The sequence below is a fragment of the Chitinophaga caseinilytica genome, from assembly GCF_038396765.1.
Lineage (GTDB): Bacteria > Bacteroidota > Bacteroidia > Chitinophagales > Chitinophagaceae > Chitinophaga > Chitinophaga caseinilytica.
The window spans coordinates 2,031,807-2,052,809 of sequence record NZ_CP150096.1; the positions used below are offsets into that span (position 1 = coordinate 2,031,807).

Annotated in this window: 8 protein-coding genes; all 8 read left to right on the forward strand. The window is 53.9% G+C overall.

The genetic code is table 11. The features are described from left to right. The first annotated feature begins 7 nt into the window (after positions 1-7). On the forward strand, positions 8-1,096 hold the full coding sequence (locus WJU22_RS08725; RefSeq protein ID WP_341842852.1) for a hypothetical protein: 1,089 nt from the start codon (positions 8-10) through the stop codon (positions 1,094-1,096). Beyond that, on the forward strand, positions 1,086-1,631 hold the full coding sequence (locus tag WJU22_RS08730; protein WP_341842853.1) for a hypothetical protein: 546 nt from the start codon (positions 1,086-1,088) through the stop codon (positions 1,629-1,631). The genes WJU22_RS08725 and WJU22_RS08730 overlap by 11 nt, the downstream gene beginning before the upstream one ends. A gap of 11 nt (positions 1,632-1,642) precedes the next feature. Then, a complete protein-coding gene (locus WJU22_RS08735) occupies positions 1,643-5,029 on the forward strand; it encodes a hypothetical protein (RefSeq protein WP_341842854.1) in 3,387 nt (1,128 codons plus the stop codon). Beyond that, positions 5,026-8,316: a hypothetical protein gene (locus tag WJU22_RS08740; RefSeq protein ID WP_341842855.1), complete on the forward strand. Its 3,291-nt coding sequence runs from the start codon at positions 5,026-5,028 to the stop codon at positions 8,314-8,316. The genes WJU22_RS08735 and WJU22_RS08740 overlap by 4 nt, the downstream gene beginning before the upstream one ends. Before the next feature lie 23 nt (positions 8,317-8,339). Continuing rightward, entirely contained in the window at positions 8,340-9,056 is a 717-nt protein-coding gene (locus WJU22_RS08745; RefSeq protein ID WP_341842856.1) for a hypothetical protein, read from the forward strand. A 38-nt stretch (positions 9,057-9,094) separates the two neighbouring features. Further along, the gene (locus tag WJU22_RS08750) at positions 9,095-15,157 is read left to right on the forward strand and encodes a hypothetical protein (protein WP_341842857.1); all 6,063 of its coding nucleotides are present in this window, start codon (positions 9,095-9,097) and stop codon (positions 15,155-15,157) included. Beyond that, positions 15,144-17,663 (forward strand): hypothetical protein, encoded by a 2,520-nt coding sequence (locus WJU22_RS08755; RefSeq protein WP_341842858.1) that lies wholly within the window; start codon positions 15,144-15,146, stop codon positions 17,661-17,663. Before WJU22_RS08750 ends, WJU22_RS08755 begins: the two co-directional genes overlap by 14 nt. Positions 17,664-18,121: 458 nt before the next feature. Next, a complete protein-coding gene (locus tag WJU22_RS08760; RefSeq protein ID WP_341842859.1) occupies positions 18,122-20,983 on the forward strand; it encodes a PKD domain-containing protein in 2,862 nt (953 codons plus the stop codon). Positions 20,984-21,003 lie beyond the last annotated feature (20 nt).

Genomic DNA, 21,003 nt, shown 5'->3' on the forward strand with positions numbered 1-21,003 from the left:
AGGACCTATGAATAAATCCCTCCTATACCTGATCGGTATTCTCCTGTCTGCGTGCCCGTTGCGTGCGCAGATCAATTTCAACTACATCCCCGCCGTTAACGGCCAAACCCTTGACGGGCTGGCGATGGTACAGGTGGTGAACAACGGCGGCGCTACATTGAACGGTGCATTGAACATCCGCGTGAAAGACGGGGCGGGAAGAGTAGTGGTGAACATCGATGTGCCGAAAGTGAGCGTTTTGCCCGGTGGCAATGTGCTGCATAAAGGCGTGCTGGGAAATGCCGCCGTACGGTTCGGGAGCAGCCCCGCCGCCAGCCTGATGGGCCAGTCCGGCCGTTTCCCGGAGGGCGAGTATGAATATTGTTTCCGGTTCATCCAGGCGAATGCAAAGCCGGGGTACGACCCGCTGATCTTCGAAAACTGTTTCGACCATACCATCCAACCCGTGTCGCCGTTACTGTTGACAGACCCTTTCAACGGTGACCAGATCTGCAACACCCGCCCATCTTTCAGCTGGCAGCCTCCGGTGCCCATCGGGCCGGATACGCGGTACCGCATCGTGGTGGCGGCTGTGGAGGATAAGCAGGACGGTATCACTGCGCTGGCCAACAACAGGCCGGTCATCAACCTGTCTGAGCTCCGTTCGCAATTGCTGCCCTATCCGCCGCAGGCGCCGGATTTGGAGAAAGGGAAACAATACGCCTGGCAGGTGTGGGCGTACCAGGGCAAAACGATCGTCACGAAATCGGAAATCTGGCAGTTTACCATTCAATGCGATACGGTGAAAAATCAGAAAGACAGCTATCGCGAAGCCAAGCCTGCATTGGACGGCAGCTTTTACCTGGCGAAGGAAGTGCTGTATTTTTCTTTCAACAACCCTTATCGCGCCGGGCGACTGGAATACAGCATCTACGACCTGTCTGACCCCCTCACCGAAATCAAAAAACTGCCGCGGGTGAACATGAAGCAGGGCATCAACCTGGTAGACCTGAAGCTGTCTGGCAACAAATCGTTCCTGCACGGCCATCAATACATCCTGAAAATCCGGAATGCCGGCAATGCTGAACTGGTTTTAAAATTCTCCTATGCCGAATAGATTCCTGTCATGCGCATGGATGCTGCTGTTGCTGGCATCGTGCGGGCGTACGCCGGAAACCTACGTCAAATTTGTGAATGACCCGGCCAACGGGCTCACGTTGCAGCGGAATGTCGGGGATGTCTGGTACCGGGCGCAGCTGCTGCCGGCAGATTACCAGATACTGCTGTCGCGCAGCGGCGATGCGGGGATCGGGAATATGGAAAGGGACAGTCTGCGGGCGATGTACGGTTCGTATTACTACGTGCGGTTCGAAGTGGGCAGCACCCAGGCGGAAGACGGTGCCTCGGAGCTGAACCTGCATTACGACGCCACCGGCAATTTCATGCTGGTAATGGGCGGAGATTCGCTATCGGCGGCCTTCTGCCAGCCTATAGCCGGCGGCAGGAAAGGAGCGGTGGAGTATATGATGGCTTTCCCGAAAGAAAAACCGCGGAGCGAAAATATCACGCTTGTGTATAATAACCCGGCCTGGAACAATCCCATCCAGCAGTTCACTTTTTCTGACAAAAATTTTGATGTTACCCTGTTTTAAAACTATACCTAATGAACCTAATTTTTAAGTTCAGGAAACCCATTGCCATGTTCATGCTATGCGTGCTGGTCACGGAACTGGCTGTTCCTACGGCGGCATGGGCGTTGACGTCTGGTCCGTCGCAGCCGGAGATGACCGGTTTCAAACAGGCTGGCACCAATGATATGGTAGACCTGTTCACCGGAGATCTTGGCTACAACATCCCCTTGATGGATGTGGCCGGTTACCCCATTAACCTTTCTTACCAGGCTGGCTCGGGAATGGACGATGAAGCCAGCTGGGTAGGGCTCGGATGGTCGCTGAACCCCGGCGTGGTGAACCGCCAGATGCGCGGGCTGCCGGATGATTTCAACGGCGATGTGGTGAGCAAGGAATTCAGTATGAAAGATGATATTACCGCCGGCGGGAATGTGCAAATTTATCCGGAATTGTTCGGCCTCGGTAAAAAACTGAACCTTTCCGTGAATGTCGGGATATTTAAGAATTCATACCGTGGCTGGGGCGCGGAGATCGGCGCGAACGCGGGTATCAACCTCGCCAGCGCGGCGGCGGCGCCCAGTACTACGGAAACCTCGTCAGGCGGCTCCGCCGGCTTGTCGATCGGGTTGCAATCCAGTTCCAAAGACGGCGCCAGCATCAAACCGAGTGTCAATCTTTCCATTTCAAAAAAATCGGCGGATAACAAGGAAACCAATGCCGGGCTGTCTATCGGGTCGGGATATAACTCCAGGGCGGGCGTGCAGTCGCTGACCCTGTCGCCGAGTTTGCAGATGTCTGCCATCGAGGACGTTAAATCGGTAGACAAAGCGGGTAATTCGGTGGTGACGAAGGAAAAGAAAGAAGCCGGAATCAGCGGATCTTCTTCGATTTCGTTCGCGCGGCAGAGCTATTCTCCGCAAATCGATATTCCTTTCAATAATCAATCCTACACGTTCAGTGCGAGCTTCGGGCCGGCGGCTTTCGCTTTCCACCTGAAAGGCGGCATCACCGGGTATTACATGAAGCAAAAGCTGGCGCGGAATTCCCAGGACCTCAAAGCGTACGGGCTGCTGAACGCCGAAAAGGGCCAGCAGGACGTTCATGCGCTGATGGACTTCAACCGGGAAAACGATATTCCCTACCAGGATGGCGTGCCCTATCTGCCGGTCCCCATCCCTACGGCCGACCTGTTCAGCGTAACCAGCCAGAACGGCGGCGGGCAATACAAATTATACCGCAACGGTTCCGGTGTTTTCTTCGATCACCGCGGTGTGAACAACAGCTTCTCCGCATCGCTGGGCGTGGAAATCGGCGCCGGGAACATCTTCCAGGGCGGTGTGGATATCTATGCGCAGAAAGTGACCACCAAAGCCGGGAAGTGGCAGGATGACAACGATTTCCTGGGAAAAGGACAGTTCAATTCCGCCGACAACGCCAAGCCCTTGCTGGAGCCCGCTTATTTCAAAAGAGTGGGCGAGCCCGTTGCCGTCGATGAAAGTTATTATGCCGGGTTGTACGGCGATCAGCCGCTGCGGGTAGACATCCGCCGGGGAAAGGATATGCGCGCCCTCAATACCGTGATCACCGGAGACGGCAGGCAGGCTACCGTTTCCCAGCCCTTCAAAAGGGAAAAAAGAGCAGCGCGCAACAACGTGTTCAGTTATCTCAACGCCCAGGAGGCCTCGCAGGTGGGGCTCGACAAAACCATTCATTCCTATCCGAAGAACGAAGCGGTTTTCAGCGGCTGCGATCCACAGAACAAGATCGTCAAAACCGCGCGTACCCTCAAGCCCACGCACCACATCTCCGAAATCACGACCACCGATAACGGCGGCACGCGCACGGTTTTCGGCATTCCCGTATACAACACCCTCCAGGAAGAAGCCACCTTCAGCGTAGACCCCGCCAACGGCAATACCGCCACCGGAATGGTAAAATATACACCCCTCACCGACGACGGAAGCGGCAACCGCAAAGGCCGCGATCATTACGCCAGCAAGCAATCCACACCGCCGTATGCATATGCTTACCTGCTGACGGGGATCTTATCGCCCGATTACGTGGACGTGACCGGCAACGGCATTTCCGACGACGATCTCGGTATCGCGGTAAAATTCAATTATACCAAAGGGCTTCCGTCTTACGGATGGCGAACGCCTTACCGGCAAGACAGTGCCAACTTCAACCAGAATATGCTCAGCGATCCCCGAGACGATAAAGCCAATTATACTTACGGGCGCAAGGAAATCTGGTATACCCATTCCATCGAGTCCAAAACGATGGTGGCGGTGTTTCACACCAAAGACCGGGAAGACGGGCTGGGCGTGACGGGGAGCAATGGCGCCAGGGACCTTTCCAATCGCCAGCAATACCTCGAAAAGATCGTCCTCTACACCAAATCCGACCTCAGGGAAAAAGGCGTCAATGCCGTGCCCGTGAAAACCGTTCACTTCGAATACGATTATTCCCTCTGCGCCAACACCCCCAATAATAGCGGGAACCCCGTGATGGTGGCCGGTCAGGATATCAACGCCCGTAAAGGGAAACTGACGCTGAAGAAAGTGTATTTCACTTTCGGCGGCAACCGGAAAGGGATGTTGCAGCCTTACCGTTTCCAGTACAAAGACCAGGTGAACGGCGGCGTTATTCCCTATGCGGCTAAACAAACAGACCGTTGGGGCATGTACAAAGACGGTTCCTCCAACCCAGGGAACATGCGCAACGACGAACATCCCTACGCTACCCAGGATAAAACGAAAGCCGATGAATACGCCGGGCTCTGGCAACTGAACAAGATCCAGCTACCTTCTGGCGGCGAAATCAACGTGACGCTGGAATCCGACGACTATGGCTACGTGCAGAACCGGCGCGCCATGCAAATGAGCACCATCGCCGGGTTCGACAGCAAGGGCAAGGCAGACGGGATGATGTATGCCAACGAATTGCTGGTGAACCTCCCGCAACCGGTGAGCAACCGCGAGGAACTGGTGTTCCGGTATTTCCAGGGCGTGGAGAAATTATATTTCAAATGTTACACCGACCTCGACGGGCAGGGCCATTACGAATATGTGCCGGGCTACGGAACGGTGAAAAATGTACGACTGGTGGATGCCAATACCGCCGCCGTGACATTGGAAAAAGTGGAAGGCGTGAGCCCCATGACCAAGACCGCCTGGCAGTTCTTGCGGATCAACCTGCCGCTGCATGCCTATCCCGGGTCGGATACAGACGACCTGGGCGGCGACGTGACGCAGATCATCCGGTCGCTGGCGGCTGCGGTGGCCAACCTGAAAGAACTGGTGGAAGATTTCGACGCCAAGGCCGAGCGGAAGAAATTCGCAAACCGCGTAGACCTTTCCCGGTCGTGGGTGCGGGTGAATGCACCGTCGTTCACCAAGCTGGGCGGGGAAGCCGGGTGAAATCGATCCGGATATCGGACGTGTGGCAGGCCATGTCTGGCCAGGACATTGCCGATGGCGTGTATGGCCAGGATTATCATTATACCACTACAACCGCCAATGAAAAAGGCCAGCAGGTGCAGATTTCCAGCGGTGTGGCGGCTTATGAACCGATGATCGGGAACGACGAAAACCCTTTCCGGCAGCCGTTTTCGTATCAGAACAAACCCAGCTTCCTGGGGCTGAACAATTATTATTACATGGAAGATCCGATCGGGGAGGGGTATTTCCCCGCGCCAACGGTCGGGTATAGCAAAGTAACGATGCGGCATGTGGGGGCCGATAACTCCACGAACAAAACCGGTTACATCGAAACGGAGTTTTATACCGCGAAAGATTTTCCGGTGATCGTTAAAAAGATGGACAAGCATCACCAGTCGCACAAGCCATCGCCCATATTGAGCCTGTTCAAAGTGAAGGTGGCCAATGCGGTAGGGGTTTCTCAGGGATATTCCATCGAATTGAACGATATGCACGGGCGCCAGCGTGGCGAATCCGTTTACAATCGTGGTGGCAGCAAGATTTCGGGGATCGAGTATTCCTATAAAACGGAAAATCCGCTGGCCGCGCAGCAACGCCTCCTCAACAACGTGCTGCTGCTGAACCCGGACGGTACGATCAAGGACGGCCGTATCTCCGAGGAAGTAGAGCTGTTCACTGACATGCGCGAACAGTACACGGAAAACATCGGCGGCAGCGTACATGCTTCCGTGGGCGCTTTCATGGCCTGGATCTTCCCCGTTCCCTACTTCTATCCCGGCATCGGGCCGAACATCGAAACGCGGGCGTTCCGTTCCGCCAGCACCGTGAAGGTGATCAACAAATTCGGTGTGTTGCAGAAAGTGAAAAAGATTCAGGACGGGTCGGCCGTTTCCACCGAAAACGTGGCCTGGGACAGTGAAACGGGCGAAGTATTGTTGACGCGGACTTACAATGAATTCAACGACCCTGTTTACAACCTCACTTATCCCGCACATTGGGCGTATGGAGGTATGGGACAGGCGTATAAAAATATCGGTATCGAAATACGCGGTGTGAGCACCACCACGAACCGGCAACTGGTGAACCTGCCGCCAGACCTGCTCGTGCCCGGCGATGAAGTGCTGAACGTAGGCACCGGGCAGAAAGGCTGGATTTCCATGCCGCCCGGATCGGGGATGTACCTGATCAATGCGGCGGGAGAATCGCAGGTACTGTCTAACGCCACGCTGAAAGTGACGCGCTCGGGCAAGCGGAACATGGCGCAGGTGCCGGTAGGAGCGGTAACCTCGCTGCGTAATCCCATCAAAGGCGGGAGGATCGATGTGACGGCGTTTTCGCAGGTGCTGGATGTGAGCGCGGCAACGTATAAGGAAGAATGGCAGGTGCCGTTGCCGAAAGAAAATTGTGCGGGCTGTGATGCCGGCTACATCCTGAGTGCGGATGGCCTCTGGTGTGAGCGCTGGGATACGGTACCACGTTACCGGCCGGATAGCACAAGGGTATGCGCCGCTGTTTATCCCTCCTATGGTGCAAGATTCACGTTTGTATATGATCCGGGATACAGTGTCGGCGGCCTGGGCACGGGCAACAGGATTCCTTTTACCAGTACATTCTGGCACAACCAGAGCCAAAGCGCTTCTGCGGGCCCATTGAACAGGACGGGCGTTTGGTCCTGCAAAGCCAGTGAGATCCCTTATAACAGGTGGATCGGTTTCCGGACCTCTATCGAAGTGCCGGCGACGAAAACATATTATGTAGGCATGGGGGGCGATAATGAGATCCGATTTAAAGTAGATGATTCTGTAATTGTGGACATGGATGTACCTGCAATGGGACTCGAGCATGGTGGGGGCGGCCTTCCCAATGCCTTTACGATCTGGCATGTTTACCCGGTAACCTTATCCGCCGGTACACATACTATTGAAATGGAAGGGCTCAACTATAATGATACTGCATCTTTTGGGGCGGAGATTTACGATAACACGGCACTGGAGATACTCAACTCGAATGGTTATATCGAAGATGTGGCCGGCGGGGTGGATACGATATTCAGTTCCAGGAACGCCCGCGGCAAGTATTTTCAGGTGGGCGATACCACTGCCGTCTGCCGCAACGGATTCAGTCCCCTGCCCGACGGCCTTCGCTGTGTAGGTGTCGGGGACAGGAAGGCGGCGGTAGTGCAAAGTCCGCTCATCAACCCATACGCCGCCGGTATCCTCGGGAACTGGCGCCCCTGGCAGCAATTCGCTTATCACGATGCCCGGAAGAACATGCCCGCCAGCGCCGCGAATGCGACGCCCACGATCCGGAAATCAGGCGTGTTCAATTCTTATACTTCCTTCTGGAACTATTCCGGTGGGGTTTATAAACCCGTGAACAGCAACAATTACCCGAATTGGGTCATGAGCAGCGAAGTGCTGAAGTATTCCGACAAGGGTCAGGGTATTGAAGAAAAAGATGCCCTGGACCGGTATAATGCGGCGCTTTTCGGTTACCTGGGATCAGTTCCCGTAGCCGTGGCCTCCAACGCCCGCAATACGGAAATCGGGTTCGACGGGTTCGAGGATTATCAATACGCACTGGCCTGCAATGTTGCCGTTCCCGACGAATGCGCTATCGAAAAGCATTTCGATTTCAGGAAACTCATCCTCCAGGGCAATGCGCCCACGCGGGAAGCTGCGCACACCGGGAACTTCAGCCTCAAATTGTCTGCCCCCGCCGTCATGAAGAGAAATGTGACGATCACGGAAGGAGGGGATTTGCTGGCTTACGCCACTAACGGTCAAGCGTCTATCACCCCCAACACCAGCCTGAAACAGTTCATGCCGAAGCGGGGCGCGAAATACGTGGCGAGCGTTTGGGTGAAGAATAACACCATCAATGCCAATACCGCCAATGTGATCGACGTCCTTTCCGGGACAACGCTCATCGCCGGTTCTGAAGTGGCCGGCCCGCGGATCGAGGGATGGCGGAAGGTGGAAGTGGTATTTACCGTTCCGGCGAATGCCACGGAGATTTCCTTCAGGCTCAATCCCAAAGGCGGCGCCACTTACTTCGACGATATCCGCGTGCATCCGTACGACAGCCACCTGAAAGGGTTCGTTTTCAACAGCGGCAACATGTTCATGATGGCAGAGCTCGACGAGAACAACTACGCTACTTTCTATGAATACGACGACGAAGGAACGCTCGTCCGCATCAAGAAAGAAACGGAAAGAGGCATCATGACCCTGAAAGAAAACAGGTTAGGCTATAAAATTCAATAACCCGGTCCTACAAATCCAACACTATGAAAAGAGTTTATAAATATATAGCGGCCATGCTGGGAATGATGGCCTTCACGTTGCAGACCTTCGCCCAGTCGGATGCCCAAAGGCAGGCGGAGTCCATCTTCCAGGCGTATCAATCCAGTCCCGCGCTTTCTTTCAAAGCTGTCATTAAAATGTACCCGGCCGGCAAACCCCAGCAGCTGATCGACCAGGTGAATGCCGACTACGTTTTGCAGCGCGATAAATATTACTGCAAAATGGGCAATGTGGAGATCGTGCATAATTCGGAAAGCAGCCTGGTAGTGGACCACGACGATAAGATCGTGCTGGTGGGCGGAAGCCATCCCGCGCAGCGGAAATCGAAACAGGAAGAAGCGGCGTTCGACCTGCAATCGCTGTTGTTCCGCATGCAACTGGACAGTGTGAAATACACTGTAGTGCAGAAAGGCGCCCAGAAAGAGTTAAGTATTACCGGCATGGCGGACCCGCGTGTCAGAAAGTACCGCATCTTATACGATCCCGCCACTTTCCTCGTGAAACAGTTGCAGATCGAAATGCTCCCGGAAGACCAGACTTTCGGGAAAGACCCGCTGGTGGTGGATATCAATTACTATCAATACAATAAGACCCCGAAACCCGATTCCTTTTTCACCAGTGGGAAGTTCGTGGACCTGAAAGGAAAAAGCACCCGTTTGAAACCCGCTTATAACGCTTACCAGCTTGTTAATCAACTTTAAGACTGAACCCTATGTACCCTGTACCCATAAAATATCCGTTGACACTACGCCTGCTGCTTGTTGGCCTGTTGATGATATTCGGATTTGGCGCGAAGGCCGGTGACGAGAATTTCCTCAATACGCTGACCGGAAAGATCCTCTCGGGGCAAACCTGCACCGTGCAGGACGATAAATACGGAAACCCCACCGCCTGGCAGGCCATCGAAAGAGACTTGTCCGTCAATAACATCGTAACGTTCGAGTTGCGGTTCGATACCAGTATCTATTACTACAACCGGCCATTCACCTGTTTGCTGGATTATAATCTCGAATATGAAGACAGGAACGGGGTAACGAAGACGTTCAATAACCTCAAGCTGGATATTGCTTACGACACTACGCCGGGTAGCCAGTACAAAGGTATCGCGATGTTCAAGTTCGCGGGCGGGCATAAGGTGAAGATCACGGTGAACAGTATTTCCAGTCCACAGTTGGGCGGCCAGAACGATCTGCCGGCCATCTTCCGGATCAAGAACGAAATCCAGATCGTGCGGCGCTATAATTTCAGTACATCGAATACCGACATCGCGCAGCACAGCTTCAATGCTTCCCAGAACCTCGGGAAACAATTGATCGTAAGTTGGGACACGCAGGAAGGGAAATACGCCGGCGCTGAAAACTATGACCTGGAATGGACTTTCATTGATGACAATACGGCGATGGCCGACAGGGTGCGGACGCTGAACACGCCGGCTCAGATCGCGGCGGGGACGATCACCGTTCCGGATGCGGAATTGCAGCAATGGTTTTTGAATAATAATACCCGGGTAACGGTGTCGTCGCCCACATATACCATCAACCTCGTCTATCCCGCCGGGTTCGTGTTGTACCGCATCCGTGGAGTGAGGATCAATCCTTTGGATAATGAGCGGCAGGAATCCGACTGGAGCTATAAGGCCGGGCTTCCCGGCAGCACTACCAGCGCCGTCGCCAGGTTGGAGCAATCGCACGAGCCGACGCTGAACTGGCAATATAATGCCAGTTTTGCGGAAGAGGGGAAAAGGAGCGAAACGGTTTCTTATTTCGACGGAACGATGCGCAACCGGCAGTTGGTGACTTTGAACAATTCCAGCAACCGGGCGATGGTGCAGGAGAATATCTATGACGCCACGGGGCGCGCGGCCATGAGCTTTCTGCCCAGCGTGGAGCTCGACAGCAGTTTGCATTTCTTCAAAAATCTGAATACGACGATTTCAAGCGGCAAACCTTATAGTTTCAAGGAATTATCAGGCGATACCGCAGCATGCGTAATTGCGCCGGAACCCGCGAGCACGGCTACGGGTGCTTCCCGCTATTATTCGGAGAACAATCCCCATACGAATTCCCTTTTCACCAAATACCTGCCGCATGCGGAAGGTTATCCCTTCGCCGCCACCCAATTCGTTGGAGATCAAACAGGGAGAGTTAGAAGGCTTGGGAACGTGGGCCCGCAATACCAACCGGGCAGTGGCCATGATACAAGATATTATTACGGAAAGCCGTCGCAGCAGGAGCTTGACCGCCTCTTCGGTTCGGAAGCCGGCGATGCTTCACATTACCTGAAGAACCTGATCGTTGATCAGAATAACCAGGCCAGTGTTACCTATGTGGACGCCCGTGGGAAAACCATCGCTACCGCACTTGCGGGGCGTGTGCCGGATAGCCTCTATGCCCTGGCTTCTTCCCAGAATGCGATAACGCCTTATACCGGGGAGCTGGCTACCCCTCAGAATACGACCCGCAGCACGGCCGACTTCACGGTTACTTCCGCCAGCAGCCTGCTCATCCCCCTGTCCGGCACCTATCGCTTCGATTACGCGTACGATCCCGCAGTAGCGATAACCAGTCCGTGCGAAGAAAACATGCAAGACCTTTGCAGCGATTGCTATTACGACCTCTGGATCACCATCAAGGACGAATGCGGCGTCGTAAAACATGAAGTGAAGATCGCGGCAGACCTTACCGGCATCGAAACCACCTGCGACCGGAAGCTCCCGGCCGTAAGCGGTACCTTCAACGCCGAACTGGAAATCGGCGAATACCAGACTACGTACCAGCTGCGCGCCAGCAGGGCCGCCGCTGCGTATTACGATTCCGCCTACCTCCAGCAGAACACCTGCATCCTGACGCTGGAAGATTTCAAAAGAAATTATCTCCATAATATCGACCTCTCCGGCTGCTTCGGCGATGCCGCGCCCTGCGCGGCCACGCTGGGCACCAAATCCCTGTTCACCACCCGGTTCCTGAACCTCATGCTGGAACAGGATATCGTCCCGGTTTCGACAGACACGGTGTACGTTCACCAGCTCTACGATTCCCTGCTGGCGCAATGCCAGGCCAACACGGCCGGCGGAGAATCGCCCTGCAACGATATGCTGCTGCAGATGGAGGTAGACGTTACGCCCGGCGGGCAATACGCGCTGTACGACGACGGGGCCCTGCAGAACAACGCCACCAGCGTTTTCCTGGAAAGGAGCATCAACGTGCTGGACAAATACAAACTGGTGACCGATTTCAGGAACAGCGACGGGCAGCTGGACACCGTGTACAACGATGCCGGCGTGCGGAAAGCGCCGCAGGCGCTCACGGAATCCGAGTTCATTCGCAACTGGAAACCTTCCTGGGCGGCCTCTTTGCTGCCTTACCACCCTGAATACTGTTTCTATCGCTGGTGCCAGCAAACCGATGCCAGCCGCCGGTTCGATGCATCGCTCGATAACCTGAACACCGCCCAGGCCGCGCGCGATGCGGGCGTTTGGGACGGCAGCAACCCGCTGAAGCTCCTGCAGCAGGATCCCTTCTTTGCCGCGGGAGGCGCAGGGAACGGGCATTACGGCGCTTTGAGCGGACAGCTCCAGAATTATGCGGAGTACATCCGGCCGGGGGCTTCCTTGCCCGCCAGCAGCGTGTTGCAGGTCATTAAATATGTCATCTACTGTTCGAAAGATCCCAACGTAACTTCCTTCAACGCCTGCGCCGGCCCGGCAGATTGCGCTGCCGGAAGGGATGAAGACAGCGAATGGGAAATTTACCGCGCGCTCTATCTCCAGCTGAAAGGCCCCATGCTGGAAATCGCCCGCAGCAACAATTCGGACGCAACGATCCGGAATTGCCGCAATTGCTACATCGGCAGCGGCCTGGTAAACAACGATACCACCATGGGCGACGATTACGGGCAACAGGAAATTATCAATGGAAGAGTAGGTACTTGTCCTTCGGACCCGCTCGCCGCCGCCTATAAAGACAAGCGCCGGATTTTTGCGGAAGATCTCCAGGCCCAGGGCGTGTTGCAGAACCTTTCGTCCAAATCGCTGGTGGAACTGAGCGACAGCATCCGCAATGTGAACAACGCCGCACTGGCAGACAACTGTCTGAAAAACTGCGAAGCCCAGGCCGACCGTTGGATGGAGGCGCTGAAAGGCTGCAACAATCTCATCGGCCCCGGTAACGATTCCACCAAATTCAAACAACTGAAAGCCGGGCTGATCGACGTATGCCGGAAAGGATGCGATATCACGCACTTCCTCGGTTCCAGCACTATCAGTCCAGACAGCACGAACATCGACCAGAACTTCCAGGCCGTGATCGTGCGGGTGCTCGGCGCCGGTGCCATCAACAGCAACTGTACCGCACTGCTTATCAATTATCCGACGTCCTTCGACAACCCGTCGCTGGAATATAATACCGTAGACAGCTGTACCTGCGAAAAGATCAGCTCGCTCCATACTCAATACCAGGCGAATGCTTACAACAAATCTACCGCAGGGTTCCTCCGCTGGCTGAAACAGAAGTTCGGCCCGTCTTTCATGATGACCACCGGCCAGCTGGACCTCCTGCTCAACAAATGCGTGAAGGGGGATTGTGTGAGCCCGTCTCAGCTTCAATTCCCCATCCCGTATGCCCTGGCTTGCAATACCTGCGTGTCTTGCAGCGAAATACAGGTGCATGTGAACGCTTTCCGGGCGCAATTCCCGGCATTGACGCCGGCTTCGGCCAATTACGAGCCGTTGCTGACGAACTATCTGAACAATGCGCTGAAGTACAATCTCAGCTATTACGAATATCACCAGTTCCTGGCGCGTTGCCAGGGCGATATCGGCAGCGGGCCCATGACGGATATCACCTGCGAAGCCTTTACCATGGCGTATGATCAGTTCAGCCGCCTCAAGCCCAATTATTATGCGAACCCCAACGGCAGCGTGCATGTGGCGGATAGCTTTAAAACGCATGTGGCCGACTGGATGAATATCATTTTCAACCGCCAGATGGTGTTTGCCGATTACGAGCGCCTGGCGCAGAATTGTAACATCGCGTTGGATATCCCGCACGACAGTGCCGCCGCCAATTGCGAAGGTCCCGTTACGCCGGAACGCCAGATCCAGGCTTGTCTGCCCGTGATGCTGGATTGCTGTGCGCTGGACGAATACCTGGTAAGGTTCAGGAATGTGTTCCCGGCAAATGCGAATGCCCGGTTGCTGGCATATTACTTCCGGATGCAGGCGCAGCAATGGTGCGCGCCGACGGGGATGCCGGTGATCAGTCATTTGCAGCCTTACAGCCAGGTGACGGCTTATTATAACAACCTGTCGCTGCCGCATGATGTGATCGTGGATATCGTGGATTCCGTGGCCACTTATACCAACAGCGGCGTGGCGCAATGCAACCAGCCGTCGTACAACTTCGGAGAAGGCGGTACGGGGCTTGGGCTTTCGGATTACAGGCTGTGTAACAGCCCGGCTTCGCTGGTATATGTGCCCGATTCCGTGGGCTGTATGCGCACGGCGATGGAAATGACGTTGATGAACGCATCGCTCGCATATGCGACCTATCGGGATTCTGTGCTAAAGGATTTCCAGGACATCTACCAGAGCAAATGCCTGGCGGTGCAGCCGCGGCTGAATGTTTCCGGCGACCTCTACGAATATCATTATACCCTGTATTATTACGACCAGGCGGGTAACCTCGTGAAAACGGTGCCTCCCGCCGGCGTGAAGCTGCTGACGGAGCCCGAAATTGCCGCCGTCCGGCAAGACAGGCCTTTCAATATCGCGGAATGCTTCGAGCGGACGGATTCGCTGAGCTTCGCGGGAACGGGGGCTTACATCCCGCAGCCGTCGTGGTTGCTGAACGATGTAACGCAGCCGTATACGATCGAAACATGGGTGAACCCCGCGGCGGGTCACGACCAGGGGATTTTCTCCGACAACGTTCCGGTGAGCGCGCCATCGCGTTTCATCGACAGTACCTATACCATTCCCGCTTTTTATGGGGAGAAGGGTGTGAGCTGCTATACGCGCGGCAACCAGCTGGTGTTCCGTTACGGACAGCATATGCCGTTCACTTTCCCTTACCCGGTGTTCCTGGAAATGGAAGGGGTGGCCGGCGTGCCGGTGTCGGCTTTGTTACCGGCGGGCAAGTGGTCGCACATCGTGATCACGGGCACGGGGAACCGCAGCAAGCCGTTCTCCGTGGTGATCAACGGGCGTGCGATTCCCGTGACCTACATTACGAAACGCGATACGCTGGGCGGCAACCTCGCCGAGCTGGAGCCGCGGCAGTGGCGTTATGGCGCCGTGCTGGCGGACAGTGCCTGGAAATATATGAAGGGATATTCCAAGCAATTGCGGATTTATAACCGGGTGATGGGATACGCCGAGGCGTTGCAGAATTATAATAACACATGCCTCCTCCCACGCAACGACGCCGGGCTGGTGATGTGGTTGCCGATGAACGAGGGGGCGGGCGCGGAGCTGCGCGATATCGTGAAGGAAATGGACGTGAAGGTGGTGGGCGCCGGGAAGTATAACTGGATCCGGCATCATGATCCGGTGTTTGGTAAACATACGATGACGTCGGGGTATTTGTATACGACACTGGACGCAGTGCGGGAGCAGGTGACGCCGGATGCGGGGCTCACAAAAAATTGGTACGACCGGCTGGGACGTGTAGCGGTTACTCAAAATGCTGAACAGAGGCAGCCAGTGAACGGAGGGGTAGCCAACCGCTTCACTTTCATGGAGTATGATAACCTCGGCAGGATAGTAGTAATGGGAGAAAAGGGGGGCGAACTTGAATGGCATTAACACCCTTGATCCGGTGGCGCTGACCGGATGGATGGCAACAGGAGTGAAAATTCAGGTGATCCGGCATAATTATGATCAACCAGTCAATAGTCTGCCTTTCGTGCAAACGAACCTGAGGAGGCGGATCGCGTCTTCCGAATACGATGTAGATGGAGATGGAAAGATTGAAACTGCCACCCACTTTAGCTATGATGTAGCAGGAAATGTCAAAAGTATGTGGCACTACCATCTGAAAATGGAAGAAGCCTTGGCGGGGCAAGGGCTGAAGCAGATAGATTACCAGTATGATCTTGTTAGTGGCAGAGTACGTGCTTTGCATTATCAGAACGGACAGCCCGATCAGTTCATTTACAGGTACAACTATGACGCCGGCAACCAGTTGAATTCAGTGTCCAGTAGCAGGGACCAACTTACCTGGCAAAACGATGCCAGTTATCAATATTATCTGCACGGGGCCCCTGCACGTATCGAGTTAGGGACTTACAAAGTACAGGGGACGGATTATGCCTATACCCTGCAAGGACGGTTAAAGGGCTTTAATAGCGGTTTGCTCGATCCTGCTGTGGATATGGGAGAAGATGGTAAGAGCAGTTCGCTGCACAGTACGGTGGCCAGGGATGTGATTGCTTATACTCTGGGCTATCATACAAACGATTATATTGCAGCTGGTGTTGTAGCTGCGCAAGCGTTCAATACTGCGTTCAATGCGCCTTCTGTTTTGAGTACTGGAAATGGGCTGTATAATGGAAATGTTAACTCATCTACGATTGCCTTTTCTAAACTGGATAATGGTCTCACGAAAGGGTATTCTTACGGTTACGACCAGTTGAATCGTCTTGTGGAAGTACGGCAGCACAGTGGGATTACGGGAGGATGGAGTAATGGTTCGATTATCGAAGATTATAAGGAAAGTATCAGTTATGATGCGAATGGGAATATTCTGCATCTACATCGAAATAGTACAACAGCAGGAGGAAGGCTGTTGTTGATGGATAAGATGGCTTACAACTATAAAGCAGGTACCAATCAGCTGACTTTTGTTACGGATGAAGTCGCCTCAGGTAATTATTCAGAAGATATCGATAATCAATCTTCAGGTAACTACGCTTATGATGCGGCAGGACGGATGATCCGCGATAATGCAGGCGGCATTGGTAGAATAAATTGGAATGTATTTGGGAAAGTTAGTGCGGTGTATGGAAAGAATGTAGTACAATATGGTTATGATGCCAACGGAAGCCGAATTGTTAAAACTACAGGAGATTCATCCGTTTTCTATATTAGGGACGCCATTGGAAATATACTTTCCGTTTATGAAAGCACGCCCGCAGGATTCAATTGGAAAGAACAGCATTTATATGGTAACCAACGATTAGGCATATGGGAGCAAGGTAAAGGTATGCCGGCGCGGATACTCAGTCCGCAATCAGCATTGGATACCTTGAGCAACACCTATAGCATTGGCAGCCGGACGTATGAATTGTCCAATCACCTCGGTAACGTACTTGCTACCATCAGTGATAAGAAATCCGGAGTATCTTCAGGTGGTGCCCTAGTTGACTATTATGTAGCGGAAAGCCTCTCGCAGCAGGATGCTTATGCATTTGGTATGGCCCAGCCAGGAAGGGACTACTCCATAGATGGAAAATACCGTTTCGGGTATAATGGGCAGGAAAGGTCAAGCGAGATAGATGGGAATAGCTTTTCGGCGGAATATTGGCAATATGATGCGAGAATTGGCAGAAGATGGAATCCGGATCCCAAAGCCGTAGAATGGGAGAGCGTTTACGCAGCAAACCGCAACAATCCAAATGTTCACACGGATCCTAAAGGGGATAATCCCGTACTTGGCGGAATACTGGGGGCGCTCACGGAATATATGGGTATAGTGGGAAACAAGATGTTATTTGAGGGTATGTCATTTGCTGAAGCAAATAGCGACCTTGGATGGAGGGATGGTTTGGATATCATAATCGGAGGTGCTATGGGAGCCGCGTCTGGAGCTATTGATGGCGGATTGACGAGAATGGCCAAATGGCTGAGCAATCCTACGCACCAGAAAATTTTTGTAAAGCTGCTTGAAGTTGGCGTCGAAGCCTTGGAGACATCTTTAAAAGCTTTGTATAAAGACACTGAATTTGACCTGAAGAGTATACTTCTGGCTTCCCTGACCGAAGTAGGCCTCGGGCATTTGATGAAGTCAGACGCTGTACAGGATGCGGCGGAACAAGCTATAAAAGAAGTGAAGCCGGCAATTGTACAGGCTGAAAGGAAGATTAAGGATCTGTCCAAACGCGCTAAACCCCAGCCGAAATTGATTAAAAAAGCCAAGTATGAAAAGAAGATCGCTATTGAAAAGGGGGTTATGTTTACAACTATGCATGTTGGGCTGAATGGAACCGGAGAAGGAGCTGCTAAGGTTGTCGCTAATGCTGTACAAGATGGCGTAGATCCTAAAATTAAGAAGGATAAGAAGGAGGAAGTGGAAAAGCCAAAAGAGAACTAATCTTAATACTATATCATATGGGATCAGGTAAAATTGTCCGGATTTTTTTGCAGTGCTGTTTATCGTCATTGCGTTCGTTAGCGGATGGAATTATTTCGAATATAGAAAGGCATTGGCGAACGGACAGCCGGTTCAGTATGGTTATGTAGACAGGAAAATCAAAAAAGGGAAAGGGCGGACGCATGAAATGACTGTTGTATACAATGGAAAAGAATATGTTGTTGATATAGAAGGAGATATGTACTACGACGTCGATGCCGGCAAGTTTCCCCCAATGTATTATGTTGCGTCCAGGGATAAGCTGATAACCGCATGGTATGTTACATTCTCTTTACGTCTCGTATGCATTTTTTCTGGATTATTTATTGTTTGCATGCTACCCTGGGACCGCTGGACGGCTAAGTGGAATCATCCCAAATCCTTAACGAAAAAGTAAAATAAAAGCAAAACCCTACACCGTGAAAATATTCGCCTTATCCATTGCCTGGCTGTTAACCAGCCTCGTGTCCCTCGCGCAGCACGTCTACCCCATAAAGGCAGACAGCGTCCGGATATACAACACAAAGGATACCGCCGAGCTCATCCTGGAAAACCACACCCAGCGAGTGAACGGATTCCTTTCCAATAAAGGCCGCGGCCGCACCGAATTCCGGCGCATCCAGCTCGCATCCGTGGGAGACACCGCCCTGGCGCTCAGCGACCAGGACAGCCTCTCCATCCGCGACATCCTCTGGAAGGGCGGGCTCACGCACGATCTCACCATCACCCCCGACGCGGATTACACCATCCCACGGAACGTAGGGATCATCCTGCTCCGCAACCCCACCGCCGGCCGGAAAATCAACCTGCCCCCGCCCGCCGCCAACCTCAACCGGGAAATCGTACTGCTCGATAAATCCACCGGGAACCACCGGTGGACGGTCAACGGCGCTTTCGTTACCCGTGAGGCCCTGGGGAACCCTCCTTATGCTACGCAAAACAATGTGGTCATCGGTAAAGGCGACCGGATCCACCTGTTTTCCGACGGCAGCAAATGGTACGACCTCAGCACCTGCACACCCGGATCCAACCTGCCCCCGCAGGCCAATGCCGGTCGAGATACCTCACTGCCGGCAACCGTCACCCAAACTACGCTCAACGGCACCGTAACCCCCGGTTCCAGCAATACCTTCACCACCACCTGGCGCATCATCAGCCAGCCCCCCGGCAGCTCAGCGCAACTGGCAGACAGTACCAAAGCTTCCACCACGCTCACCGGCCTGTCTGGCGGCGTGTACGTCCTCGTCTTCACCGCAAAAGACCATCTCGGCCTCACCGGTACAGACACCATCCGCATCACCATGGTCAACCCGTCGCAGATGTACTCGTCTGGCGGGTACAACGATAACGTCTACGATTCCGCGACCGGCCGCAAAACCTGGATCTACCTGCCCGATGGTTACGATCCGCAGCGCGCCGAAAAATATCCCATGATCATCTATCTCTGCGGCATGGGCGAAAACGGGACAGACGTCAACCTCATCCTCCAACCCACCGCCGGATTGCCCAAACTGCTGTACGACCGCGCATTCCCCATGGAATCCATCGTCATTATCCCGCAACTGACGGAAGGCTGGTGGACCACCGCCATCATCAAAAAAGCATACAATTGGGCCGTACAGAATTATAATGTAGACCTGCAACGGGTGTACACCACCGGCCTTTCCACCGGCGGCAACGGCGCCAGCATGATGGCCTACGATTTCCCGCAACTCATCGCCGGCTTTATGCCGATCGCCAGCGTGGAATCAAACGTGCAGCAAAACGGGCCCGTCGTGAAAGATATTCCCGCTTTCTTCCTCAATAATATCAACGATCCGTATATCGACGAGCAACTCGCGTTCGATTGTATCAACAGCATCAACAGCGCCAATCCCAAAGGCCTTTACCCGCCCATCCTGAAACTGGTGAGAACGGGCGATCATGGCCCCACGGTCTGGAACAATAACGTGTACGACAAACGCTTCGCACCATTCGATTTCGAGCAGGATTTCTTCCTCATGCACAGCAAAAATCCCGAATACTCCGCCACGAAATATGTGGAAAGATCGGAGGGGTCGATGGACATCGTGGATTATGGAAGGGCGAAAATTCTGCTGGACAAATTGCCCGCCAGCGCCGCGAAAACCGCCCTGCAACAGCGTTTGCAGAACAGGCTCCTGGCGCTCACGGAAAACGACCGCTATTTCACGATCGACCCCGGCGTTTCCGCCAACCCGGCATTGCCCAATTCGAACAAAGTGACCTCCGCCGCACCGGGCACCATTACTGCCGGACTGACCGATATCAAAGGCGCCGCTTCCGCGATCCGTTTCGAGGTATTGTCGGCTGCCGATCCGGTGATGGTCAACGATGGACTTGATCATGACTATATGGGCTTCGACAGGTCGGCCTACAAAGACGGGATCAACATCACCGGCACCGGCGCGCAATTCCGGTTGCACGACCTGAAACCGAATGCCAGCTACGATATCTATTTCTTCCATTCCCGCAAACAGCGGAAAAACGGGCCTGAAACCCCATTCCGCGCAACCGCCAACGGCGAAAGCGGCCTCTCCGGCGAAAACGCCTGGAATGGACTGGATTACCTGGCCATCGCCAACGTGGTCCCCGATGCCAACGGGAAAATCGATCTGACCCTGCTGCCCACCAACGACACCGCCACGGTGAACGTGATGATGCTGAAAGAGAAACCAGGCCTCCAGCCCGGGACCAAAGCGAAATTCAACTTCTGTCGCACCCCGGTTAACCTCCCCGGCTGGACGGACGTAAACGGCGACCCCACCGCCAACGTCCAGGAATTCACGGACGCCGCCACCGGCTGGGCGGTGAATACCGTGAGCACCTCGGCATGGAAACGCTATTTCGAAATTTATGCGGTGGATAATGAAGGAATGCTGACCGGCACCTTCGGGGAATTCCCGGTGGATGTGGTGCGCAGCAACTTCATCAACTTCCAGTTGAAGTTTACGGGGAACAATTACAACCTGGAAGTGGGGCGCCCGGGAGGACAGGGTTTGCCTGCAGGAAATTACCGCATCAAGGTGATGTCGTCTGTCCGCAGCGAGATCAACAACCTGAACCGTGGCGAGTTGAATGTGAAGTTCGGCAACGGCGGCAATCAGCTGCAGTATATGTACCCCAAGGATAATGTGAACGTGTCGGTGGTTTTCACTGGTTACGTACAGGAAGGAGGAACGATCAAAATTGGTGTGCACAGTTACCTGAACTGGTCAGACTTCGCACTGATCAATGGTCTCATCGTGGAGAAAATCGATTAAAAACATCGCACAAACCCTAT